Source organism: Streptomyces altiplanensis, assembly GCF_053591575.1.
Genome location: NZ_JBSFUB010000033.1, coordinates 1 through 23,469 on the forward strand (window position 1 = coordinate 1; position 23,469 = coordinate 23,469).

The 23,469-nt window shown below is 69.2% G+C and carries 20 protein-coding genes and 1 pseudogene; 15 read left to right on the plus strand and 6 right to left on the minus strand.

Features of this window, described 5'->3' with window-relative positions; translation table 11 throughout:
• Window positions 1-146: 146 nt before the first annotated feature.
• On the minus strand, window positions 147-536 hold the full coding sequence (locus tag ACWD0Y_RS16780) for a hypothetical protein (RefSeq protein WP_450261096.1): 390 nt from the start codon (window positions 534-536) through the stop codon (window positions 147-149).
• 552 nt (window positions 537-1,088) lie between these two features.
• Between ACWD0Y_RS16780 and ACWD0Y_RS16785 the strand changes: the two genes are divergently transcribed.
• From ACWD0Y_RS16785 to ACWD0Y_RS16820, 8 genes are all read left to right on the plus strand, one after another.
• A complete protein-coding gene (locus tag ACWD0Y_RS16785) occupies window positions 1,089-2,273 on the plus strand; it encodes a PP2C family protein-serine/threonine phosphatase (RefSeq protein WP_450261097.1) in 1,185 nt (394 codons plus the stop codon).
• A 492-nt stretch (window positions 2,274-2,765) separates the two neighbouring features.
• Complete coding sequence (locus tag ACWD0Y_RS16790) at window positions 2,766-3,629, plus strand: STAS domain-containing protein (RefSeq protein WP_450261098.1); 864 nt, start codon at window positions 2,766-2,768, stop codon at window positions 3,627-3,629.
• Complete coding sequence (locus ACWD0Y_RS16795; protein ID WP_450261099.1) at window positions 3,626-4,033, plus strand: STAS domain-containing protein; 408 nt, start codon at window positions 3,626-3,628, stop codon at window positions 4,031-4,033. The genes ACWD0Y_RS16790 and ACWD0Y_RS16795 overlap by 4 nt, the downstream gene beginning before the upstream one ends.
• Window positions 4,034-4,115: 82 nt before the next feature.
• Window positions 4,116-4,502 (plus strand): ATP-binding protein, encoded by a 387-nt coding sequence (locus ACWD0Y_RS16800; RefSeq protein ID WP_450261100.1) that lies wholly within the window; start codon window positions 4,116-4,118, stop codon window positions 4,500-4,502.
• Complete coding sequence (locus tag ACWD0Y_RS16805; RefSeq protein WP_450261101.1) at window positions 4,499-5,503, plus strand: SpoIIE family protein phosphatase; 1,005 nt, start codon at window positions 4,499-4,501, stop codon at window positions 5,501-5,503. Before ACWD0Y_RS16800 ends, ACWD0Y_RS16805 begins: the two co-directional genes overlap by 4 nt.
• Window positions 5,500-6,777 (plus strand): PP2C family protein-serine/threonine phosphatase, encoded by a 1,278-nt coding sequence (locus ACWD0Y_RS16810; RefSeq protein ID WP_450261102.1) that lies wholly within the window; start codon window positions 5,500-5,502, stop codon window positions 6,775-6,777. Before ACWD0Y_RS16805 ends, ACWD0Y_RS16810 begins: the two co-directional genes overlap by 4 nt.
• A 552-nt stretch (window positions 6,778-7,329) precedes the next feature.
• Window positions 7,330-7,851: a MarR family winged helix-turn-helix transcriptional regulator gene (locus tag ACWD0Y_RS16815; protein WP_450261103.1), complete on the plus strand. Its 522-nt coding sequence runs from the start codon at window positions 7,330-7,332 to the stop codon at window positions 7,849-7,851.
• Between the two features lie 628 nt (window positions 7,852-8,479).
• Window positions 8,480-9,601: a PP2C family protein-serine/threonine phosphatase gene (locus tag ACWD0Y_RS16820; RefSeq protein ID WP_450261104.1), complete on the plus strand. Its 1,122-nt coding sequence runs from the start codon at window positions 8,480-8,482 to the stop codon at window positions 9,599-9,601.
• Window positions 9,602-9,642: 41 nt separating this feature from the next.
• Here the strand turns inward: ACWD0Y_RS16820 and ACWD0Y_RS16825 are convergent, their stop codons facing one another.
• The gene (locus ACWD0Y_RS16825) at window positions 9,643-10,116 is read right to left on the minus strand and encodes a MarR family transcriptional regulator (RefSeq protein ID WP_450261105.1); all 474 of its coding nucleotides are present in this window, start codon (window positions 10,114-10,116) and stop codon (window positions 9,643-9,645) included.
• A 1,579-nt stretch (window positions 10,117-11,695) separates the two neighbouring features.
• Between ACWD0Y_RS16825 and ACWD0Y_RS16830 the strand changes: the two genes are divergently transcribed.
• From ACWD0Y_RS16830 to ACWD0Y_RS16840, 3 genes and pseudogenes are all read left to right on the plus strand, one after another.
• On the plus strand, window positions 11,696-12,883 hold the full coding sequence (locus ACWD0Y_RS16830) for a PP2C family protein-serine/threonine phosphatase (protein ID WP_450261106.1): 1,188 nt from the start codon (window positions 11,696-11,698) through the stop codon (window positions 12,881-12,883).
• A gap of 472 nt (window positions 12,884-13,355) precedes the next feature.
• Window positions 13,356-13,916, plus strand: a complete 561-nt coding sequence (locus ACWD0Y_RS16835) for a cysteine hydrolase family protein (protein ID WP_450261107.1) — start codon at window positions 13,356-13,358, stop codon at window positions 13,914-13,916.
• Between the two features lie 191 nt (window positions 13,917-14,107).
• A pseudogene (locus ACWD0Y_RS16840) lies at window positions 14,108-14,255 on the plus strand (IS630 family transposase); the annotation flags it as partial.
• A 47-nt stretch (window positions 14,256-14,302) separates the two neighbouring features.
• Here the strand turns inward: ACWD0Y_RS16840 and ACWD0Y_RS16845 are convergent.
• The gene (locus ACWD0Y_RS16845; RefSeq protein ID WP_450261108.1) at window positions 14,303-14,461 is read right to left on the minus strand and encodes a hypothetical protein; all 159 of its coding nucleotides are present in this window, start codon (window positions 14,459-14,461) and stop codon (window positions 14,303-14,305) included.
• 314 nt (window positions 14,462-14,775) lie between these two features.
• Here ACWD0Y_RS16845 and ACWD0Y_RS16850 point away from each other — a divergent pair, with 314 nt between their 5' ends.
• The 4 genes from ACWD0Y_RS16850 to ACWD0Y_RS16865 all read left to right on the plus strand — a co-directional run bounded on the left by ACWD0Y_RS16850 (window position 14,776) and on the right by ACWD0Y_RS16865 (window position 21,777).
• Entirely contained in the window at window positions 14,776-16,257 is a 1,482-nt protein-coding gene (locus ACWD0Y_RS16850; protein ID WP_450261109.1) for a xanthine dehydrogenase small subunit, read from the plus strand.
• Window positions 16,254-18,692 carry a xanthine dehydrogenase molybdopterin binding subunit gene (gene xdhB / locus ACWD0Y_RS16855; RefSeq protein ID WP_450261110.1) on the plus strand — a complete coding sequence of 813 codons (2,439 nt, stop codon included), beginning with the start codon at window positions 16,254-16,256 and terminating at the stop codon, window positions 18,690-18,692. The genes ACWD0Y_RS16850 and xdhB overlap by 4 nt, the downstream gene beginning before the upstream one ends.
• Before the next feature lies 1 nt (window position 18,693).
• Window positions 18,694-19,503 (plus strand): xanthine dehydrogenase accessory protein XdhC, encoded by an 810-nt coding sequence (gene xdhC, locus ACWD0Y_RS16860; protein ID WP_450261111.1) that lies wholly within the window; start codon window positions 18,694-18,696, stop codon window positions 19,501-19,503.
• 1,035 nt (window positions 19,504-20,538) lie between these two features.
• Entirely contained in the window at window positions 20,539-21,777 is a 1,239-nt protein-coding gene (locus ACWD0Y_RS16865; RefSeq protein WP_450261112.1) for an acyl-CoA dehydrogenase family protein, read from the plus strand.
• A gap of 89 nt (window positions 21,778-21,866) precedes the next feature.
• Here ACWD0Y_RS16865 and ACWD0Y_RS16870 read toward each other — a convergent pair whose 3' ends face one another.
• The 3 genes from ACWD0Y_RS16870 to ACWD0Y_RS16880 are packed head-to-tail and all read right to left on the minus strand — an operon-like array spanning window position 21,867 to window position 23,468.
• On the minus strand, window positions 21,867-22,466 hold the full coding sequence (locus tag ACWD0Y_RS16870) for a GAF domain-containing protein (protein WP_450261113.1): 600 nt from the start codon (window positions 22,464-22,466) through the stop codon (window positions 21,867-21,869).
• A gap of 44 nt (window positions 22,467-22,510) precedes the next feature.
• On the minus strand, window positions 22,511-23,113 hold the full coding sequence (locus ACWD0Y_RS16875; RefSeq protein ID WP_450261114.1) for a GTP-binding protein: 603 nt from the start codon (window positions 23,111-23,113) through the stop codon (window positions 22,511-22,513).
• A complete protein-coding gene (locus tag ACWD0Y_RS16880; RefSeq protein WP_450261115.1) occupies window positions 23,091-23,468 on the minus strand; it encodes a DUF742 domain-containing protein in 378 nt (125 codons plus the stop codon). Before ACWD0Y_RS16880 ends, ACWD0Y_RS16875 begins: the two co-directional genes overlap by 23 nt.
• Window position 23,469 lies beyond the last annotated feature (1 nt).

The window sequence follows — 23,469 nt, forward strand, 5'->3', positions numbered from 1 at the left end:
CGGTCTGGAGATCGTCACCGCGGTGTGCGAGGGCTTCGAGGCGCAGCGCGAGCCCTCCGGCAAACGCGTCAAGGCCCGAGTCCCCATCGGGCCCGTGGCCACATAACGAGCTGGTGCATGTGTGGGGCCTGGGCCGCGGGCCGGTGTCAGCCGTTGGCGGGTCCGGCGAAGGAACTGCTTCCCGTGTTTGCGGTCGGCGAGGGTGTGTTCGACGGTGACGCGTCGGGATGAGTGAGGGTGGTGGGCCCGCCGACGGATTCGCGGACCTCGGGCGGCCTGATCTCGTTCGCCTTTCCGGGCGGGAGGATCGCCCGGCCGGGGCAGCCGTTGCCCGGCAGCACCTCGACGTTGGGGAAGTCCTGGAAACAGACACCGGTGCCTTCGGTGCGTGCGATGGTCGCGTCATGCATCCGCCCAGGCCGCAGGGCATCGGTCCACAACGTGTGACCGCGGTGGCCGGCCACAGGCCGGCGGACCTGGACCTCGGTGGCGTCCAGCCACAGCTCGATGCCCTCGTCCCGCGCATGGGCGAACACCTGGGCCAGAGGCCGAAGTTGCAGGCCAGGGCGGTCGGGCACCGCACAGCCCCGATCGGCAGGCGGCGTACGTATCTCCCCGACGGCACGGGTGAGTGGAGCGGCCGACTCCTCGGTCAGACGGCCCGGATGCTGACGGGACACCCCGTGAACAGCCGATGCGCGAGAACTCCCCGGTTGACCACGGCCGTCGCGATCGGGTCACGCCGTCCCCGCCGCTGACACACTCACCCGCGATCACGCACCCGTTCGTAAGAACGTGTTACCGCACCGCCCAGGCTGTGCGCCCTGCGGGCGGCGGCGGAGTCCCTGACGCGGCGGTCTCCGGCTTCCCGCCTGAAAACAGGCCGCATGGCGTGGACACACGCCTGCCTGGCGCGCCGACGCTTCGATAAGGTAAATATTTGCCGTGGGGCAATATTTTGAGGCGACTCCTGTAGACGTAAAGGGCCCTCGTGGGGGCACTCAGGGGCATAGGCAGGCACTCCGCCTCCCTCGGGCGGGTGCCTGCCTATGCTTCCTGGTTGATCAACTTTTATGCGAAATGGTCTTATGGTGAAGAACCTTCTGGCTGCGGGGCGAGCTGTACGGTCGGCCGCACCCCATGCGCTCTTCGACGGAGTGCGAGCCGCTCTGATCGAGTACTACGAGGCCGTTGACGTCGACCTGCTGATGGCCGACTACAGCCTCACCTGCCTGCAGCCGGTGACGGCCTTGCCTCATACGGCGCAGCCGTTGTCGGTGGAATCCAGTCCGGAAGGCCGCGCGTTCGGCAGCCAGGAGCCGTTCGGCCAGTACGTGGCTCAAGACGGGGCCGTTGACCTGCATCTGCCGGTGACGGTCCGCGGAGACAGGCTCGGGATCCTGACCGTGCGTCTTCCTGAACGCAGATGCACGCCCGACACCGTCGAGGAACTCACCGAGATCGCTGAAGTGCTCGGGCACGAAATCGTCGTCGCCGAGCGCGACACGGACTTGTACCTGCAGGCCCGGCGTGCCAGCCGCCTCACCTTGGCATCGGAGATGCAGTGGCAGCTGCTGCCCGCCAGGGCTTGCGCGCGTCCCGAGTACGCGATCGGGGCGCAGCTTGAGCCTGCTTACGACATCCACGGCGACAACTTCGACTGGTCGGGCACGGCCGAGAGCCTCACCCTCAGCGTCACCAACGGCATGGGTGACGGGATCCAGGCATCCCTGCTCACCAACCTGGCGGTCAACGCCCTGCGCAATGCCCGCAGGGCCGGCGTTGACATCGCCGACCAGGCCGCCCTGGCCGACCAGGCCATCTACGCGCAGTACCGCGGAGAGGTCTACGTTTCCACCCTGCTGCTGTCCTTCGAGCTGGCCACCGGGCGCGGGCGGGTAGTGGATGCCGGATCACCTCAACTGTGGCGGCAAAGGGGCAAGGTCGTGGAGCACGTCGGCTTCGAGGCGCAACTCCCGTTGGGAATGTTCGATGAGACCGCATATGTGGCCCAGGAGATCCAGGCACTGCCCGGCGATCGCCTGATCTTCGTCAGCGACGGCGTCTACGGCGCTCCCTCCGGGGCCGGCGAGGCGTACGGGGAGCGCGCTCTGGCGCGCGCCATCCAGTCTGTCGGCCTGTTGCCGGCTGCTGCGGTGCCGCGGGCGCTTCTGCAGGAACTGGCGTCGTACCGCGACGCGGACGCTGAAGACGACGCGCTGGTCTTGTGCCTGGACTGGTTCGGCCGCACCGATTCCGAACAGTGCTCTTGATCCGAACAGTGCTCTTGAGAAGGGCCTTGCCGACGCCGCTGAACGTGAAGGTCCGGATCCAACTGGCTGCCGGAGAGTCGGAGTTCCAGCCCCGTTTGCGAACCGGTCTCTGTCGCCTGCCGCTGCCCGGCGAGTGGCGGCGAGCTTCTCGCTCCCGGCCTGGATCACTGGATTAAGGGTGCAAAACTCCAGCGGCCTCTTGAACTGCGCCATCGGATGGAAGCGGCAGATCGCCGGTATCGGCCGACGGCCGGGTTCGCTTCCCGAACTCGCTTGGCCAGGGAGCGAGCCGCAGGTCTCCGGGACCCGCCTTTGATCAGGCGCTTCGGGCATGTGCCGCCGGGCGCCTCGCGGGGAGGCCTGCATCCGCTTCCCATGGACGTGTGCCACGTGATTATATTTGCTGCATGGCAACAATCGAACTGAGTGGAGCACCCGGCCGGGCGTTGCCGTCGGCGATGCGCGAAGGGAGCCCGGGTGAACAGTAGCGAGATGACGGCGCGTAAGTGTGTCGTCGGCGCCATGGAGGGCCGCGTCGATGAGGTGGCGGACCGGTGGGTCCGGCTTCAGGTGCAGCGCGCCGCTCTGAGTACCGGCATACGGGAGACAGAGCTGCGCGAGGAGGCCGACGCTCTGGTCGCTGCTGTCGTCGCCGGCCTCGAGAGTCCGCTGCCGGTTGAGCGCGTCGTCGCCTCCCACGCCGATCTCAACCGTGCGGTCACCGAACTCTCCTTGCGCAGAGCCAGGAGCGGCGAGTCCCCGACGGCCACGTCGCTGGCCGTGCTCGCGCTGAAGGAGGTGCTGCTGGAAGCCGTGCAGGAGAGCACGCAGGACAGCGGGGAGCTCTTCTCCGCGGCACTGCTGATCAACCAGCTTCTGGACGCGGCAGGCGCGCTGTCCTTCGACACCTACGTCGAGGGGCGCGAGGAAATCATCCGCAGGCAGAGCAGGCAGTTGCTGGAGCTTTCGACCCCCGTGGTCCGGCTCTGGCGGCAGGTACTGGGCGTTCCACTGATCGGCACACTCGACACCGCGCGCACGCAGGTGGTGATGGAGAACCTGCTTCAGGCCATCCAGGACCAGGAAGCCACGGTCGCGATCATCGACATCACCGGTGTGCCGACCGTGGACACCGCTGTGGCACACCATCTGATGCAGACCGTCAACGCGGTGCGGCTGATGGGGGCGGACTGCATCATCAGCGGTATCAGACCGCCGATCGCGCAGACCGTCGCCCAACTGGGCATCGACCTGTCCACGATCATGACCCGGGCCACCCTCGCGGACGCCCTGTCCGAGGCGATCAAACTCACTGCCGGCTCCCTGGTCCCGTCCGAGGCACCGGTCCTTCGGTGACCGGCCGTTCGAGCGGCGTTCCCCTTCTGCGCCTGGGCGACGTGCTGGTCACCGGGTTGCTCAACGAGCTGGACGACAAAGCCGCTCTGGCCTTCACGCATGAGCTCACGGAGCGCATCTCGGCCGATCGCGTACGCGGCGTCTTGATTGACATCTCCCGGCTCGAGATCATCGACTCGTTCGTAGCGCGTACGCTCATGGAGTTGACCACGATGGCCAGGCTGCTGGGCGCACGCGTGATCGTGGCCGGGATGCGGCCGCCCGTCGCTATCACGCTGGTCGAACTCGGGATCGAACTCGTCGGCGTGGAAACGGCTCTCAATGCTGAACAGGGCATGGCTGCCCTGGGCTGGCACCAAGGTTCGCAGCCCCCGGAAGGGGCCCGACATGACGCACCTCGCTAAGACAACCTCCGGCACCCCTGCTCCCGCCCCTGCCGAGGGCCGCCCCACGCCCAGCGGCGCCGCGGCGGAACCCACTGCCGAGGTGGCACTGACCACCGAGGAAGACCTGCTTGCGGTTCGCCATGCGGTGCGGGCGGCGACCCTCGCCGCCGGCTTCGGCCTCGTCGATCAGACACGGGTGGTGACGGCCGCCAGTGAGCTGGCGCGCAACGCCTACATCCACGGCGGAGGAGGCGTCCTGACCATCGAACTCCCGTACCGCCATGGAGTGAAGGGCGTGCGGCTGACGATAAGCGATGAGGGACCGGGCATCGCCGATCTCGAGTCGGCGCTGACCGACGGCTTCACCACCGGGGCGGGACTCGGCCACGGCCTGGGCGGCGCGCGTCGCCTGATGGATGACTTCGAGGTGCACACGAAGCCCGGAGCCGGGATGACAGTGATCACTACTCGCTGGGCGCACCGGTGACACGAACGACGACCAGGCCGACCGCCTTCGTGCGCATCGATCACCACAGCGCTGTCCAGCTGGCCGCCGACGTGGCCCGCTCGTGCGCCGGGCGGTTGCCGGGAGCGATGCCCGATCAGGCTGCGGTCGTCGCCTCCGAGCTGGCCAGCAACCTCGTCAAGCACGCCAGGAACGGTGCCCTGTACGTCCAGCCGCTCCCGCTGGGCGCCGGTGTGGAGATCCTCGCCGCGGACCGCGGACCGGGCATGTCCGAGCTGCAACGCTGCCTCACCGACGGATACACCACCACCGGCACCCTGGGCGCCGGCCTGGGGGCGGTCAGCCGGATCGCGACCGATCTCATCATCCGTACCGAGGCCGGGACCGGCACTCTGGTTTCCGCCCGCCTCGCCCCGCCCGGCCGGCCGCGTCCTGCGCAGGATGTGGGGTTCCTGTGTCTGGCGGCCGAGGGCGAACAAGAGTGCGGTGACACCGGCGCGATCGTGGAGAACGACAAGATCCGCACCGCGATCGTCGTCGACGGGCTCGGTCACGGGCCTCAGGCCGCCGAAGCCGCGCAGATTGCGCTGCGCGCCTTCCGTCCCGTGGCGGATCAACCGCTGTCCCGGCTCATGAGCGTGTTGCACCGAGCGCTGCGTCACTCCAGGGGAGCGGCGGTCGGCGTGCTGCGCCTGTACGCCGACCACGCGCAGTACTGCGGGATAGGAAACGTCCGTGCGCTGGCGTCCTCTCCTCGCGGCGTGGACCACCGTCTGACCGGACAGCCGGGGATAGTCGGATGGAAGATGCCTGCCCCGCAGACCCACAGCATCCCGCTCACTCCCTACACCACCGCCGTACTCCACAGCGACGGCATCCACGCCCAATGGGCCCACGCGCCTTCCCACTTCATGCTGCGCCTGCCCCCACCTCTGCTGGCCGCGGCCCTCGCCCACGGGCACCGTTCCAGCCGAGACGACGCCACCGTGCTGACCGTCAGGACACACCAGGAATCGCGATGACAGGCCACCCCTTCCGCTCCATGCCGCCGCTGCGCCGGGCCGTGCGCCGGCTCGCACGCGCATACCGGCTGCCGGCAGACGTCAGAGCCCGCCTCGCGCTGTCCGTCGCCGACCTGGCCGAAGACCAAGTGCGGGCCGGCCGTCCTGTCACGCTGCACACGGCCCAGGAAGCGGGGGTGGACGCGGACTCCTATGTCCTGGCTGTCACCTTGCGGTGCCCGCAGGCGCCTTGCCCGCTGGCCGCGCCAGGCCTGCCGCTGCCCGTCGCGGAACTGTCCCCCACCTCCGCGACCTGGAGATTCACGATCCCGCTCCCACCAGGTCGGCCGGCGTCCAGCAGCCTTCCGGACGACATCCGAAGCCGACGTGATCCGTGGCCGGACCGGACGCCATGGACAGAGACCCAGGCCGTCGAGGAAGAACTCCGCGCGGTCTTCGCCCAGACCGACGCGCTCGGTGCCGAACACCGGCGCCTCAAGCACGAGCTCGCCGAGACCAACGCCGGCGTCCTCGCCCTGTACGTACAACTCGAGGAACGTGACGAACAACTACGCCGCGCGCACAGCCTGATCCTGCAGGAACTCGAAGACGCGCTGCGGCCGCCGCCGCTGAGCGTCGAGGGTCTCGAGCTCGGGGTCCATTACGCACCCGCCGACCCCAACGCCCCCACCGGCGGTGACCTCTACGACTGGTTCACGCTGCCCGACGGCACTTTGCACATCACCGTGGTCGACGCACTCGGCCACGGACTGGGCAGCACCCGCAGCGCCCTCAACGTGACGCACGCCGTGCGCACCCTGGCCCTCGAAGGCCATCCCCTGCAGTCGATCCTGACCCGCACCCACGAGATCCTCATGCCCTTAGCCCCCGACCTCATGGCAACAGTGCTCCTGGCCCGGCTGGACCCGGCGACCGGAAAGCTGCAGCTGGCCAACGGCAGCCACCCTCCCGCGCTCCTGCTCCGGAGCGACGGACAGGCCCGCTACCTCGAGGTGAAAGGCAGAGGCATCGGCTTCCCCCTGCCGGGCAGCGAACAGGTCCTGCACGCCGACATCGGCCCAGGTGACCTCCTGATCCTCTACACCGACGGCCTCACCGAGAGCCGCAGGGACCCGATCGAAGGCGAAAGGCGCCTCGTCGAGACGGCGCGCCGGCACGCGTCCAGGCCGCTGGCCGAGATCCCCGGCTCCCTCGCGGCCGACATGCGCTCAGTGGTCCTCCACTCTGACGACACCCTGGCTCTGGTCATCCGCATCACCGGGAGCGGTGCGTGATGCTGCCCGTTTCGAGACGCGGGACCGCGACCGCTGGGCGGCCCCTTCTCGACCGCATCCCTCACACCTTCCCGAAGGCCGGAAAGCCAGGAGCCGTGACCAGCCATGACCACGCCCGCGCCCACTGACTGCTCCGGTGCGCGCCGGAGCATGTGCTCCTCAGGGACCGGGGCCCGCCCCAGTGCCGGTCGGGCAACGGTCCCGCTCGCCTTGCTGAACCGTTCGGCCCCCGTTGGCTTTCGCACCGGCAGCGCCCGTGCCGAACACACGCGAGGTGGACACCGGCTTCCCAGAAAAACCGGGTGACGAACCCCCATCCGGCTGATCGCCTTTCTCCGCCCGGCCGGACCGACAGCACCCTGATGAACGGCTGCAGGCCGGTGCGGGTTCAGCGGCCTTTCCCCTGCCAATTGAGGTGGGACAGGCGCACGGCCGGAGCCGGAAGCCGGGCGGGCAAGGCAGCCGCCCCCACGGCAGAGACGGCACGCGTGTGGACGCCGGACGAATTGACGGGAGCTGACAAATCACTCTCCCGGGTGAGAGAATGGTGGAATGCCCCGCACTCTGCATTCCGCTGATCATGGTCAGGTGGCTCACGCCGCATGCGCGGTGTCGGAGCTCCTTCAAATGCTCTGGGGGCGTGGGCAGGAAGCTGCCCCCTCGGGTCCCGTTTCCCCTTCGCAGCTGCGTGCGCTCACGACCCTCGAAGGCCAGGAGGGTCTCAACCTACGAGCGTTGGGCGAGGCACTCGGGACTCGGCCGTCATCCGTGAGCCGTCTGTGCGACCGTCTGGAAGCGGCCGGGCTCGTCGAGCGGTACCCGAGTGCGACCAGTCGCAGAGAGATCGAGGTGCGGCTGAGCAGGCGAGGGCGCGCTGTGCTCGCCGAGTTCCGGGCTTTTCGGGCACGTGAGGTCGAGACGGTGCTGCAGGAAATGTCCCTGTCGCAATTGGCGGCACTGGCCGAAGGTCTGGAAGCCTTCCAAACCGCCGCCGCGAACCTCGGCCTTGCCGTCGAGGCCAGTGGGCAAGAGCGCTCTGCGGGCATCGCCCAGAGCTTGCCCCACACCGGTTGACGCGGCTTGCCGGCCCGGCCGTGGGCTTTGTGCCCCAGGCACCTCTCGCACCACAGGGGCAATCCAGGAGCCATCGCGGACTGTTACGGAGAACGGTCCATCAAGAGCACCGACATCTTGAGAACAAAGTGGTCATTGCCGCGCGAGAAATCACGATCACCATCCAGGACGCGATCATCATCCAGGAAACGGACGCACTGTTCATCTCGGAGCCATACGGAACCTGGAAGCCGGTGAGGTAAAGCCACAAAAATCATCGGCCACGTCCGCGTCACTGGACGGGTGGCGCATGAGCCCCCGTCAGGCCGAGGGCCTTCGCCCGCCGAGGGCCGGGCACAGCGCCGCGCCGACGACCGGTATCGTTGCCGCCCGGCAACTGTTCCTGTGCTGCCGGATTCACCCACCGTGTCTCCGGCACGAGGCTGACGGTCCCCGTTGCCCATGATGGCCATGCGGGTCCATCAGAGGCAGGATGGAGGGTGTGGTGAACGCGCCGTGGTGATCGACACCTTCGCCATCCACGTGCAGCCTGATGCTGGGCGATGAGAGAAGAGATCATGACTGACCTGTCCAGCGGTTGGCTCGGTGCGGCCGAAAGCGCCCTGAGGCGGCGCCGCCCACCCGTCTGTTGTCCACGGCGCGCTCCCTGCTCGCCGCCTACCTGGACGCCCGCTGGGTGAGCCTGCTGCTCGCCGACTACGGTCTGACCTCGCTCCAACCCGTGACCTGCCTGCCGCACACGGGAGAAGCGGTGCCCGTACGCGGGGAGCACCCGGCCGGCCGCGCCTTTTCGACGCAGGCCGCGGTCGTGGAGGTCGCGGCGGAGCCGGGCATGGTCACCGTGCACCTTCCCGTCACCGTGCGCGGAGACCGGCTGGGCGTGCTGTCCGTGCATCTGCCGGAGCCGGCCAAGGGAACTCCGGGCGTGCTGGAGCTGGCGGCCTTCGCCACGGCGATCGGGCATGAACTGCTCGTCGCCGAGCGAGACACCGACCTTTACCTTCAGGGCCGCAGGCGCAGGCGTCTGACCCTGGCGGCGGAAATGCAGTGGCAGCTGTTGCCCGGCCGGGGATTCATCCAGGACGAGTACACTCTCGGCGCCCACCTCGAACCCGCCTATGCGATCGGCGGGGACAATTTCGACTGGACCAGCACCGACGGCCACCTCACCATCACGGTGTCCGACGGCAAAGGGACAGGAATCCAGGCAGCTCTCCTGACCAACCTCACGGTCAGCGCGCTGCGCAACGCCCGCAGGGCCGGGATCTCCCTCGCCGACCAGGCATCCCTCGCCGACCAGGCCATCTACGGTGAGTACGCGGGAGCGCTCTACTCGGCGACCCTCCTGCTGCGCTTCGATCTGGCCACCGGGCAGGTTCAGGTGGTCGACGCGGGTTCCCCACAGCTTTTCCGCCTGCGGCAGGAGGTGGTGGAGCTGATCGAGCTGGACGCGCAGATGCCACTGGGCATGTTCGAGGAAACGGAGTACTACGAGCAGTCACTGACCGTGGAACCGGGAGACCGTCTGGTCGTCGTCAGCAGCGGCGTGCACCAGGCCCGGTCGCGGGACGGCAGGTTCTTCGGTGAGGACGCTCTGCGCGAGACCATCGCCGCCACGCGCAGCTCGTCGGCGCACGAAACAGCCCGCGCCGTGGTCGACGGACTGGTGCAGTACCACGGCAGTCACGACCTCGCGCAGGACGCCGCCGTCGTGTGCATGGACTGGCGCGGCAGGCCCGCCCCGGCGTGACCGGCACTCCGCCGCTCCGACGGACCGGCCGGCTGCCCCGGTTACCCCTCCGCCTGGTCGGTTTCGGTGAGCTGAGCAGCCTTCGAGAAGGCCAGCAATCCGTTCAGGAGGCCCGTATGTTCGGCTGGGGGCATTCGGCTGAGCACCTCGCCGAATCGTGCGCAGCGGCGGGCGAGCAGGGCACCGATCAGTTCGTTTCCCGCTGTCGTCAGGACCAGCTCGATCTCCCGCCGACTGGTGCGGCCGGGTTCGCGGCGCAACAGGCCGGCTGCTTCGAGGCGATCACACAGCCTGCTGACAGCAGGTGGAGTGGCACCGATTTCATCGGCCAGCCGCGTGAGGTTGATACCGGGCTTGCGCCGCAGGATCAGCAGTGCTTCCCACTGGGGCGCCGGCAGCCGGGGCGATGTGGCGCGAGACGCCTGTGTCCACGCGGTCACCAAAGCTTCTGCGGCTTCAGCCACCTGGACCGGCAGGTCACGCAGAGGGCCCTCCGGTGGTCCCGCGAGGTCCATACGGCCGTCACTCCCATGAACAGTTGTGCACCCCTGCAGGAGGCTGATGCTCTCGCGGCACGCATCGGTCGAATCCAATACTTGTCGTCTGCCCGCTCTGTCGAAAGTATCCCTGCCCAAGGGTCATGCATTCCCGGAATGCCGCAACCGGGGCCGGACGATTGAGCTGACTGGCCCCCCGGCGAGGCCGTACGCGTCACCTTGGGTTTTTGCGCCTGTGACGCAGGGGCGCATGCACTCCGCTGTCCTGCTGGAACCACGCCCGTCTCTGCTCCGCCGCACCCGCTCACCCCGCCGGGCTGCCATGAGCCCGGGCCATCACGGCGTTGATCGTTCTGCCGGAGCCAGGGCCGGCTGTGACGGTCGCGCTGCCGGTCGGGCGGCGGACCGTGGGCCGGCCGAAGACTCCGCTGCCGCTGTTGAGGCCGGGGACGACCGCGCGCGGGGGAGCGGGGCCGGGGTCACCGGCTGCGGCGCTGACCGTGTCGCGGCCGGCGCGGGGGTGAGGCTGTCGGTGAGTGCTCGGACGATGGCACGGGCGCGATGCGCACCGGCCGTACTGGCACCCGTCGTCCGGTGCGAGGTGCTCGGGTTGGCCATTTCCGTGCCGTTCCCGCACGTCCACCCCACCTGGAGGGGTTGGGCCGGTTCGCGGAACGGGCGGCGTGCCCGCACAAGCGGCTTCCGCCCGGGGGTGACGGAGTCCCAGCGTCTCCGGCGGGAGGAAACCTGCTGTGTCGGTAGTAGACATTGCTGTGTGGCGGAGTAGGTTTTTTCTCGTAGTCAGGGCCGCACACAGAGGCGCGGCAGAGAAGAACCGCCGCGCCTGCAGGTTCGGGTGAGTCGTGGCACGGCAGCGGCACCTCGGGGCCGGATGCGCCAGGGTTCTGAGGCCGGCTGCCGGGCCGACGGCTCAAAGGGGCCGCGAGCGGTTCCGCGGTTCCAGCAGTACGACAGGTTGATCGCAAGGAAAAGGAGGCGGACGCCATCAGGATCGCCCGGGCGAGGAAGAGTCCGCCCGGGTACCGAAGGCCCCCGAAAGGAAGGTGGTCCCCGGTCACGCGACAGCGATCCCCGAATCCCCGCCCATCCCCCTGGGCGGAGAAGCGGAAACAGGAATCCGGCGCAGAAGCAGCCGGTAGATGGTGTTGACCCCCGGGGCCCTGGTGCCATCCAGCACCAGGGCCCCTCGCGTGTTCAGGCCGCGCGGGAGCGCCCCGAGCCCGTCCTTCTGGGATCGGCTCGGGTACGGCCCCGGAGCGGCGGGGACGGCACCGTGACCACGGAGGACCCCAGCCGATGGGCTGCTCCAGCGACAGGGGGACACGCGTACGAGGTCAGCGCTGTTTAGCGGCTGGCTCAGCGGGCGGGCACCGGAGCACTCTTGTGGTTGCACGCTCGTCCGGACGAAGACCTCTGAGGACAGCGCTTGTCCTCTGTCCCGCGACAGCGAACCTCGAGCGCGCGCCACCGAACCTTTGTTCCCTGGTCGAAGCACGTATGTGCCGCAGCATGTGCCGCAACTGTGATGCCTGTCGAGACAGCGGGCAGAAGAATCCGCAACTTGAAGGAGGCAGATGTGGTGCGTGATCGGATCGGACTGGCGGAGGTGCTGGCAGCGGCGGAGGATGCCGCACCGGTGGGCTCCCTCGATGTCGTGGCGCGCAACCTGCGTGACCGGTTCGGCGCGAGATACGTGTCGTTCCTGTTCGTCGACGTCGTCGGTCGACGCCTGCTGCGGGTCAGTGAGAAGGCGGCCGGGCAACGAGGGCGCCACGCCGATCAGGTCCCTCTCGCCGGCAGCATCTACGACGAGGTCCTGCGTACCCAGAAACTGGTGCGGGCGCCCGAGGGCGAGCAGGGGCAGCGGGTGCTCGCCCCTGTCACGAACCGCGGCGACACCATCGGGGTCCTGGAGCTGTTCCTTACCGAGGTCACACAGGACGTGCTGGAGCAGGTCGAAGAGGCCGCGCACGCGCTGGCGTACATCATCGTCACCGACCGCCGGTTCACCGACCTCTACCACTGGGGCAACCGCACCACCTCGGTCAGCCTGGCCGCGGAGATCCAGCGCCAGCTCCTGCCCTCGGCCCCCTCCTGCGAGGCCGCCGAGTTCGCCCTCGCCGGCGCTCTGGTCCCGGCCTCCGACATCGCCGGTGACACCTATGACTACACCCTCGACCACGACACCCTGCACCTGTCCGTGACCGACGCCATGGGCCACGACGTCGACGCCTCACTCATCGCCACCCTTCTGGTCAACGCCTCCCGCGGTGCCCGCCGTGCTGGGGCGGACCTTGCCGAACAGGCCCGCCAGGCACACCAGGCCCTCCTCGACCACGGCCGACGGACCTTCGCCACCGGGCAGTTGCTGCGCATCGCCCTGGACGGGACCAGCGCCCAGCTCGTCAACGCCGGCCACCCCGGGCCGCTACGGCTGCGCGACGGCACAGTCGACGAACTGCACCCGGCCGCGGACCTGCCCTTCGGCGTCGCCGGGCAGGGCCCGTACCGGGTACAGGACCTCGACCTGCGCCCCGGCGACCGCCTCGTGCTCTACACCGACGGCATGCAAGAACGTCAAGCGAAAACCGCCGACCTGCCCGGCCTCATCCGTAAAACCGCAGCCGAGCACCCCCGCGAGGTCGTGCGCACCCTGGTCGCCGCGGTCACCGACGCCTGCAACGGCCACGTGAGGGACGACGCCACCGTCCTGTGCCTGGACTGGTACGGTCCCCAATCCGAAGGCCGCCGCGCGAACGCCTGAGCTGTGTGCGGGGCCGTGGAACCGTGTGTCCGGCACCCCGCCGCGGGAGGAGCTGCTGCGCTTCTTGGAGTGTGTCCAGGCCCGGCAGCTCGGCAGCTCCGGCTGGGCGAAGCGAAGCCCCGGCCCGTGCTTCGGCGGCCGTCCGTTCGTCCCGGGCCGCCATCGGCCCGCCACCGGCCCGCCGTTGTCGCAGCGTCAGGCGGCAGACTCGCCTCACGGTCTTCGGCGTGGTCGGTGCGCCGTGGCCGGTGCACATGATCGGGCGAAGGCCGCCTTGCTGTCTGGAGAACACCGAGGCCGACAGCCCGGCCCGGCGCCCCTCACCATGCGTCGTACGACCTGCCGGCTGGGAGCCCGTGCCCGTCCCGTCCTGCCCGGCGGGCTCATCACCACCGTGCCCGAGGCCGCGTAGGATCCGAACATCAGAACTTGGCCTGTTTCAACGCGAACCGACTTCGTTCCTGGAGACGACATGGGCAGCGCCCTTCTTGTGATGGACGTCCAACGGGCCATTGTGGACATCGCAGGCGGCGACTCCGGATATCTGTCACGCCTGCGCAGGGCGATCGACGGGGCCCGGGCGGCGGACATCCCCGTGATCTACGTGGTCATCGCGCTACGTCCCGGCTTCCCGGAAGTCGGCACGCGCAACAGGGCTCTCACTGCCGTCGCACAGGCCGGCCTCTACGTCGAGGGCGCACCAGGCACCGAGATCCACCCCGAGGTCGCGCCCCGGCCGGGCGACGTGGTGGTCACCAAGAGGCGGGCGAGCGCGTTCTCGGGCAGCGATCTCGACGTGGTGCTGAGGGCGCGCGGTATCGACAGCCTCGTGCTCACCGGCATCGCCACCAGCGCTGTGGTGCTGTCCACCCTGTGCCGGGCGAACGACCTGGACTTCGGCCTCACCGTCCTTTCCGACGCCTGCCTGGACACCGACCCGGAGGTGCACCGGGTCCTCATCGAGCGGCTGTTCCCGCAGTGGGCGGATGTTGTCACCGTCGACGACTGGGTCGGGGCGATCGCACCTCAATAGCGGCAGGCCGGGCGGACGACACCACGGATGGCCGGCTCCGGCGGGCCCGCCTGTCTTCGCGGGCCGGCCGGGCAGCAGTCGGGCTCCGACTCGGACGACGTCCGCCCTGCCTGGATACGGTGAGTCCATGAGCGGTGGTGACCAGCCGAACGTGGATGCCACAAGAGGGTCTGCCACAAGGCTGCTGGCCCATGGTGCAGCGAGTACGGGTCCGCGTAGACCGATGACGGCGAGGGGCGGCGGCTGCTGCGGATCGTCCGCGCAGACACAGGGCCGGTGGTGACCTGGCGGCGCGCACAGATGGTGCTGCTGTCCGCACAGGACATGCCCGTGGTGAAGACGCCGAGGGCACGCCCGAAGACCACGAGCCCGAAGTCACCTTCTGGCTAGGTGAGTTCGGCCCGCTCGACCTCCAGCCCCACCCCGGCGCCGACCACGTCGGCCACGCCGGCCACAAGGAAACAGGGCAGCATGATCCGCCGCTGTGTCACCCGGCAGGACCCCCATGCCGGGGCCCACCTCTTGACCTCGGTGACCCCGGCCACTACTTTGCGGTAGACGCCGACCCATGACTACCGGAAGGAGGCGACCAGCGGATGTACACCAGCTCTGATCTCGGTCGCCTCGCCCGCCGTACGGTCTGGGTTCCGGGTCGAATCGCACACGGCTGCTGAACACGCCGTTCTGATGTGCCCCTTCGCGGCACGCTTCGGGTTCCCCCTCACCATTTTCCGGCACGTCGCTGTTGCGTGCCGTTTTGCGCCCGTTTCTCCCACGTGGCGCGTCTGAACACAGAAAGCTGCCTGAAATTGGCGAACATGATGAATCGACCGATCGCGCACCGGAACGAAGGCCTGTCGTGGTAGCGGCGCGGATCACGGTCAACGGGAAAGACGCACCTATCTCACCGGCCGCGCCCCACACCACCGTGCTGGATTTCCTGCGCGAGCGTGGTCTCACCGGCACCAAGGAGGGCTGCGCCGAGGGTGAATGCGGCGCCTGTTCGGTCCTGGTGGCCCGTCCCGGGGTGAACAAGCCCACCGACTGGGTGGCGGTCAACGCCTGCCTGGTCCCGGTCGCGGCGCTCGACGGCCAGGAGATCATCACCTCCGAAGGTCTCGCCACCGCCGGCGAACCCGGCAAGCCGCCCACCCTGCACCCCGTGCAGGAGGAGATGGCGGTTCGCGGCGGCTCCCAATGCGGTTACTGCACACCGGGGTTCGTCTGCAGCATGGCCGCCGAGTACTACCGGCCCGACCGCTGCGCACACCCGGACCCGGCCGGCGGCGCGGACCCGGCCGACAGCGCTGACGCCGAGCACGGTCCGAACGGGTTCGACCTGCACGCGCTGAGCGGCAACCTGTGCCGCTGCACCGGTTACCGCCCGATCCGCGATGCCGCGTTCGCCGTCGGTACGCCCACCGACGAGGACCCGCTGGCGCAGCGTCGTGAGCAGTCCCCGCCCGCACCGGTCGCCACCGCGTACACCCGGGACGACGCCGCGTTCCTGCGGAAGAGCACCCTCACCGAAACGCTCCAGCTGCTGCGCGAGCGGCCCGACGCGGTGGTGGTCGCCGGCTCCACCGACTGGGGCGTGGAGGTGAACATCCGTTCCCGCCGGGCGGATTGCGTGGTCGCCGTCGACCGGCTGCCCGAACTGCGGGAGCTGCGGGTCGGATCCGACTCCATCGAGATCGGGGCGGCGCTGACGCTCACCGAGATCGAACGCCGCCTCGACGGCCGCGTCCCGCTGCTGGCAGAGCTGTTCCCGCAGTTCGCCTCCCGGCTCATCCGCAACGGTGCGACCCTCGGCGGCAACCTGGGTACGGGCTCTCCCATCGGCGACAGCCCACCGGTACTGCTCGCGCTGGAGGCATCGGTGGTGCTCGCCGACGCCGACGGCGAGCGCGAGGTCCCGCTCGCGGACTACTTCACCGGCTACCGGCAGAGCGTGCGCCGTCCCGGCGAACTGATCCGCGCGGTGCGCGTCCCGCTGCCGCTGTCGCCGGTCGTGGCCTTCCACAAGATCGCCAAGCGGCGCTTCGACGACATCTCCAGCGTGGCAGTCGCTTTCGCGCTCGACGTCGAGGACGGGATCGTCCGCACGGCACGCATCGGCCTGGGCGGCGTGGCCGCCACCCCGATCCGCTCCCTCGTCACCGAGGCGGCCCTGGAGGGCAGGCCATGGGCGGCGGAGACCGTCGAGGCCGCGGCCCGGGTGCTGCGGGGCGAGGGCACGCCGATGAACGATCACCGCGCCAGCGCCGAGTACCGCTCCGCGATGCTCGGCCAGAGCCTGCTGAAGCTGTACGCGCGAACCACCGAGGCGGTGCCGTCATGAGCCATCTGTCCGATCGCCCCGAGAAGCCTGTCGTCGGTGTCTCCATGCCGCACGAGAGTGCCGTCCTGCACGTCACCGGCGCCGCGCTCTACACCGACGACCTGGTCCATCGCACCAAGGACGTGCTGCACGCCTACCCGGTCCAGGTCATGAAGGCCCACGGCAGGATCACCGCGCTGCGCACCGAGCCCGCGCTCGCCGTGCCCGGTGTGGTCCGCGTACTGACCGGGGCCGACGTGCCCGGCGTCAACGATGCCGGGATGAAGCACGACGAACCGCTGTTCCCCGACGAGGTCATGTTCCACGGCCACGCGGTCGCCTGGGTGCTCGGCGAGACCCTGGAAGCGGCCCGGATCGGGGCGGCGGCCGTCGAGGTGGAACTCGACGAACAGCCCTCCCTGATCATGTTGCGGGACGCGATCGCGGCGGGCAGTTTTCACGGCGCCCGGCCGGCGATGCTGACCGGCGACGTCGACGCCGGCTTCGCCGACTCCGCGCACGTGTTCACCGGCGAGTTCCAGTTCTCCGACCAGGAGCACTTCTACCTGGAGACGCACGCGGCACTGGCCCATGTCGACGAGGCCGAGCAGGTGTTCGTCCAGAGCAGCACCCAGCATCCTTCGGAGACCCAGGAAATCGTCGCGCACGTGCTCGGTCTGCACAGCCACGAGGTGACCGTGCAGTGCCTGCGGATGGGTGGCGGCTTCGGCGGCAAGGAGATGCAGCCGCACGGGTTCGCGGCCGTCGCCGCGCTCGGCGCCAAGCTGACCGGCCGGCCGGTTCGGCTGCGGCTCAACCGGACCCAGGACCTGACCATGTCCGGTAAGCGGCACGGGTTCCACGCCCAGTGGAAGATCGGGTTCGACGCCGACGGCCGCATCCAGGCCCTGGACGCCACCCTGACCGCGGACGGCGGCTGGAGCCTGGACCTCTCCGAGCCGGTGGTGGCCCGCGCGCTGTGCCACATCGACAACACCTACTGGATCCCCAACGCGCGCATCACCGGTCGCATCGCCAAGACCAACAAGGTCTCCAACACCGCCTTCCGCGGCTTCGGCGGACCGCAGGGCATGCTGGTGATCGAGGACATCATGGGCCGGTGCGCGCCCCTGCTCGGCCTGGACCCGATGGAACTGCGGGAGCGCAACTTCTACCGGCAGGGTCAGTCGACGCCGTACGGACAGCCGGTCGTCCAGCCCGAACGGATCTCCGCCGTCTGGGAGCAGGTCAAGGACAACGCCGGCATCGCCGATCGCAAGCGCGAGATCGCCGCCTTCAACGCCGCGCACCCGCACACCAAGCGGGCACTCGCGATCACCGGCCTCAAGTTCGGCATCTCGTTCAACCTCACCGCCTTCAACCAGGGCGGCGCGCTGGTGCTGATCTACAAGGACGGCTCGGTCCTGATCAACCACGGCGGCACCGAGATGGGCCAGGGACTGCACACCAAGATGCTGCAGGTGGCCGCGACCACGCTGGGCATCCCGCTGCACAAGGTGCGGCTGGCCCCGACGCGGACCGACAAGGTGCCCAACACCTCCGCCACCGCCGCCAGTGCCGGGGCGGACCTCAACGGCGCGGCGGTGAAGAACGCCTGCGAGCAGTTGCGCGAGCGGCTGATGCAGGTGGCCGCCACCCAGCTGGGTTCGAACGCCTCGGACGTACGCATCGTCGGGGGCGTCGCGCGCACGCTGGGCAGTGACAAGGAGCTGGCCTGGGACGATCTGGTGCGCACCGCGTACTTCCAGCGGGTTCAGTTGTCGGCGGCCGGTTTCTACCGGACCGAGGGTCTGCACTGGGACGCGAAGACGTTCAGGGGCTCGCCGTTCAAGTACTTCGCCCATGGCGCCGCCGCGGCTGAGGTGGAGGTGGACGGCTTCACCGGCGCGTACCGCATCCGGCGGGTGGACATCGTGCACGACGTCGGCGACAGTCTGTCCCCGATGATCGACATCGGTCAGGTCGAGGGTGGTTTCGTGCAGGGCGCGGGCTGGCTGACACTCGAGGACATGCGCTGGGACGCCAGTGACGGGCCGAACCGCGGCCGGCTGCTGACCCAGGCCGCGAGCACCTACAAGCTGCCGAGCTTCTCGGAGATGCCCGAGGAGTTCAACGTCACGCTCCTGGAGCACGCCACCGAAGAGGGCGCGGTGTACGGGTCCAAGGCGGTGGGTGAGCCCCCGCTGATGCTGGCGTTCTCGGTACGGGAAGCGCTGCGGCAGGCCGCCGCCGCGTTCGGGCCGAGCGGGGTCGGTGTCGAGTTGGCTTCGCCCGCGACGCCGGAGGCGGTGTACTGGGCGATCCAGGCGGCTCGCCGGGGGGCCGCCTCCCCAGACGGCCACGCCCGCAACGGGTCTGCCACCAACGGCCACGCCGGGAACGGGCCCGTCGACGGCACGGTCCGAACCGACGCGGAAGCGTTGAGCGGTGCCTGACATGACGTGGATCGCCGCGGTCGCACGGCTGCGAGCGCGCCGGGAGACCGGCGTGCTGGTGACCGTCGCGACCGTACGCGGCCATGCCCCGCGCGACGCCGGCGCGAAACTCGTCGTGGGACGGACCGAGACGTGGGGCTCGATCGGCGGCGGCAATGTCGAGGCCGTCGCGATCGACCGGGCCCGGGAGATGATCGGCGCGTCCAAGCCGGAACCGGAGCTGATCGATTTCGCCCTGAACGACAAGGTGACCAACCAGCACGGCGTGCAGTGCTGCGGCGGCACGGTCTCGGTGCTGCTCGAACCGCTGCCGGTGCTGCGGGCGGTGGCGGTCTTCGGCGTCGGGCACGTCGGGCTGGAACTGGCGCGCGTCCTGGCACGTCAGGACCTCGACCTCCATCTGATCGACAGCCGCTCGGACCTCCTCGCGGAGGAGCGGCTCGGCGTGCTGGCGGACGCGGTGGCGCAGGTGCACGTGCACCACACGCCGCTGCTGCCCGAGGAGGTGCTGGCGGATCTGCCGCGCGGCACCCACGTCCTGATCATGACCCATGATCACGCCGAGGACGCCGCTCTGTGCGACGCCGCCTTGCGCACGACCCACCTCGGCTCCATCGGGCTGATCGGGTCGGCGGCCAAGTGGGCGCGGTTCCGCAAACGCCTCGCCACCGAGGGCGGTCACGACGAGGCCGCCATCGACCGGATCAAGACCCCGATCGGGCTGGCCGGCATCACCGGCAAGGACCCCGCGACCATTGCCGTGAGCGTCGCTGCCGATGTGCTGCGCACCTTCGAAACCGAGGGGAACTGACGCTCCCGCCGGATCGACAGGGGTGCCCCGTGCTCGTGCGAACGCACACCTGCGGGGCACCCTTCCGGCGCGACTGTGCCCGTCACTTCAGCAGGCAGGTCCCACCGGGGCGGGAACTGCCTCGCGCCCTTCGGCGCCCCGAACGTCGTCTGCCTGCCCGCAGCCCGCAGCCCGCAGCCCGCAGCCCGCAGCCCGATCGCGCGGCGAGGGCGAAGGCGTCCGCGGTCCGAGCAGCCGGAGATCCGGTCCGCCACGATTCGGTGATGCCGGTCCAGTCGCGGAGGCAGGCACCGCGCGCCCCGTGCTCCGCCGCCCGGTCGAGACGAGACTGAATCCGTAGACCCTGCCGTCTTCGGAAATGACCTGGCCGACCTCGTGATCGGGGCCCTCCTGCAAGAGGTCGACGACGAGCGTGCGATCCGGGACGCCGCCATGCCCCGGTACAGACGACTGGCCGGTGCGGTGCCCCTTCGCTGGGGCGGGGAGCCGGCGTCGGACGGCAGGCACGGTCCGGCGTATCGCCGAAGCCGCCCGCGGAAACCGGGGCTGACCACCCGAGGTGCGGAGCGCGAGAACGCCCTCGGGTGGTTCCGGGGGTACGGAACCGGCCCATGCGTCCGCACGCGCGCGTGAGCGCCGGTTCAGTCGCGGCCGAAACGCGACAGGTGCCGGTGCCAAACATGGGAGCCCGGCGAAACGGGCCTCGGTGGCTGGTTTCCGCCCTGTGCGAGTCCCTGCTCCCCCGGGCACATGCCTGGTGGGCAGGCCGATGGCGAGGCGGAGCAACTGTGCTTTCCCACACGCAGCTTCAGTACCGTGCGTATCAGTATGTGAGCAAGACGCCTTCCGTATCGCACAGTTTGATTCAAACTACAATGCGTAGCATTTTGGCCAAAGACAGTAAACGATCTTGGCTGTGAAGGGTCGGGTTGTAGATCATATTGCTGTCGGCCAGTCTGGGACGGGGAACTGCTGCCCGACGTACGACCTCCGCGTCCCCTCTGGACGCGGGGGAAGCGCGGAGGAAGGCTTGTCGTGGAACGTTATTTCGCCAACGAGTCCCACGAAGACCTGCGACGGCAAGTGCGTGACTTCGCCGAGCGCGAAGTGCGGCCTCGAATACCCGAGATGGAGGCCTCGCGCACCGCGTCGCACCAGCTGTCCCGTCTGATCGCCCGGCAGGGCTGGATCGGCGCGACCATCGACCGTGCGTACGGGGGGATGGGCGCCGGGCACCTGGCCAAGACGATCATCATCGAGGAGCTCGCCCGTGTCAGCGGAGCGATGGGGGCGATGGTCCAAGCCAGCCAGCTGGGCGTCGCCAAGATCATCCACTTCGGCAACGACCTCCAGAAGCGGACCTGGCTGCCGCCCATCGCCGCCGGAGACGTGCTGCCGACCATCGCGGTGACCGAGCCGCAGTCGGGCGGCCACGTCCTCGGCATGGAGTCCACCGCGGTCCGTGACGGCGACGGCTACCTTCTCAATGGCAGAAAAGTCTTCGTGGGCAACAGCCACGTAGGTGATCTGCACGGCGTCGTCGTCCGTACCGGCCCCGGATCGAAGGGGCTGTCGGCCTTCCTCGTCGAGTCCGACCGCCCCGGTTTCTCGCTGGCCGAGCAGGTGCCCGCCATGGGGCTGCACGGATTTTCCTTCGGCGAGCTGCGGTTCGACAACTGCTGGGTGCCGGCGGCGAACCGCCTCGGTGAGGAGGGCCAGGGCCTCGCCGTGGCCTACAGCTCCTCGATCCTGTACGGCAGGGCCAACCTCGCCGCGGTCAGTCTGGGCATTCACCAGGCCGTGTACGACGAGACCCGGGCCTTCTGCCTCGAGCGTGAGCGGTACGGTGCACCGCTCGGCGAGCTCAACAACATCAAGATGAAGCTGGGCCTGATGCACCACCGGCTCATGACCGCGCGATTGGCCGCCTACCACGCCGTGCACCTGCTCGGCCAGGGGCTGCCGTGCGACGCGGAGCTCATGAACGCGAAATACCTCAACTACGAGTCCGCCGTCGATTCGGCCCGCGACGCGATGAACATCCACGCCGCTGCGGGCCTCTTCACCGACCGCCCCGTCGAGCGGTTCCTGCGGGACGCGCAGCACATCTACGCACCCGCCGGCACCTCCGACGTACAGCTGCTGCGCCTGGGCGAAGTGGCGCTCGGAACGGCCAAGGGCCAGTGGTCCGAGCGCCTGGCGCACCTGGTGCGGACCGCGCCCCCGGAGCACCGCGAAGAGGAGCGGCTGGCGACGGCCGGCCACGCGATGTGAGACGGAGAGAAGTCACGGGCACAGTGCCGTGTCCGTGACTCCCGCACCTGGTCAGGCCCCTCCCGCGGAGCGCGGCCGGCTCCTCTTGTTCAGAGCCGGTCCCGGGTCTCCGCGTTGTGGATGCGGTCGACCAGTTGCTGCGCCATGAACTTGATGGTCTCGACGCCCCGGGACCCCCACTGCCGGGCCTCCGTGTCCACCACGCAGATCGTCCCGAGCGGCATGTCCGTGACGGGGTCGATGAGCGGTGTACCCAGATACGTGCGGATGCCCAGCTCGTTCACGACCGGATTCCCCGCGAACCTCGGATAGTCGAACACGTCTTCCAGGGGGAACGCCTTCCGCCGCAGAACGACGTGCGGACAGAAGCCGTAGTCCAGAGCCATCTCCCGGCCGACCTGGCCCTGCTGCTCCTGCGGCGCCAGCTCGACCGTGCGGTCGGAATCAGGGGTGTAGAGGCCGGCGAAGAACTGGCGGTGCTCATCGATGAAGTTGACCATCGCATAGCGCGCACCCAGCTTGTGGGCCAGGTCCCGGGCGAAATGGTCGAACTCCGGGACGGGGCTGTCCCCTCGCAGGCCGAGCTCGCGCAGACGGGCGATTCGGGCCGGTGCGTCGCGGTCGTCGGCGTTCAGGCGCAGATGGCCGGTCGGGTCGGATGAGAGGTCGTCGGCTTCAGAGGGGGACATGGTGTTCCGTTCGGCTGAGGGGGGACGGTTGCGTTGAGCGAGGGTCAGTGCGTCAGATCGGGCTCTGCCACCGGCGTCCCGGGAGCGAAGCTGAGGATGTGCTGTACGAGTGCGATCAGCACGCTGGTCGCTGAGGCGCACTGGCGCGCGTCACACATCACGACGGGCACATGGGGTTTGAGGTCGATGGCCGCGCGGACTTCATCGGGGGTGTAGTGGTAGGCGCCGTCGAATTCGTTGACGGCGACTGTGAACGCGATGCCGCGCCGCTCGAAGAAGTCGACGGCGCCGAAGCAGTCCTCGAGCCTGCGGGTGTCGGTGAGGACCACCGCCCCGAGCGCGCCCGCGGAGAGTTCGTCCCACATGAACCAGAACCGCTCCTGCCCGGGTGTGCCGAACAGATAGAGGACGTGGTCCTTGTCGAGGGTGATGCGGCCGAAGTCCATGGCCACGGTCGTGGTCGACTTGTCCTCGACGCCGACCAGGCTGTCCGTGCCGGCGCTGGCCTGGGTCAGCCGCTCCTCGGTGCTCAGCGGCTCGATCTCGCTCACCGCTCCGACGAAGGTGGTCTTGCCGACCCCGAAGCCCCCGGCTATGAGGATCTTCAGGGCGGTGGGAAAGGGGTCAGAGCCGCTTTCGTAGGCCACGCAGCACCGCCTCCAGTGTCTCTCGATCGGTCAGGGCCGCCGACTCGATGGCACGAGGCGCCCGTGTGGTGAGCGCCTCGTGCTGCACGAGGTCGGCGAGAAGTACTTTGGTGACGACGGCCGGCAACCTCATGTGGGCGGCCACCTCGGCCACCGAAATGGGGCCGTCGCACAGGTCCAGGGCCTGCTCGTGTTCAGGTCCCAGATAGGTCTGCGGCCGCGCGCCGGTCGCGAGCACTAACGTCAGAAGATCAAAGTGCGTCGAGGGGCGGGTGCGCCCCTCGACAACGGTGTAGGGCCGGATCAGATGCCCGGCCTCGTCGTCGACCCAGAGCGCGTCTGGCTCGTCCGTCATC

Bases quoted from the DNA above. Each gene is read 5' to 3' on its own strand.
- ACWD0Y_RS16785 (WP_450261097.1), top strand. From the start codon at position 1,089: ATGGTGAAGAACCTTCTGGCTGCGGGGCGAGCTGTACGGTCGGCCGCA.
- ACWD0Y_RS16815 (WP_450261103.1), top strand. From the start codon at position 7,330: ATGCCCCGCACTCTGCATTCCGCTGATCATGGTCAGGTGGCTCACGCC.
- ACWD0Y_RS16825 (WP_450261105.1), bottom strand. From the start codon at position 10,116: ATGGACCTCGCGGGACCACCGGAGGGCCCTCTGCGTGACCTGCCGGTC.
- xdhC (WP_450261111.1), top strand. From the start codon at position 18,694: ATGACGTGGATCGCCGCGGTCGCACGGCTGCGAGCGCGCCGGGAGACC.
- ACWD0Y_RS16810 (WP_450261102.1), top strand. From the start codon at position 5,500: ATGACAGGCCACCCCTTCCGCTCCATGCCGCCGCTGCGCCGGGCCGTG.
- ACWD0Y_RS16835 (WP_450261107.1), top strand. From the start codon at position 13,356: ATGGGCAGCGCCCTTCTTGTGATGGACGTCCAACGGGCCATTGTGGAC.
- ACWD0Y_RS16880 (WP_450261115.1), bottom strand. From the start codon at position 23,468: ATGACGGACGAGCCAGACGCGCTCTGGGTCGACGACGAGGCCGGGCAT.
- ACWD0Y_RS16870 (WP_450261113.1), bottom strand. From the start codon at position 22,466: ATGTCCCCCTCTGAAGCCGACGACCTCTCATCCGACCCGACCGGCCAT.
- ACWD0Y_RS16790 (WP_450261098.1), top strand. From the start codon at position 2,766: ATGACGGCGCGTAAGTGTGTCGTCGGCGCCATGGAGGGCCGCGTCGAT.
- xdhB (WP_450261110.1), top strand. From the start codon at position 16,254: ATGAGCCATCTGTCCGATCGCCCCGAGAAGCCTGTCGTCGGTGTCTCC.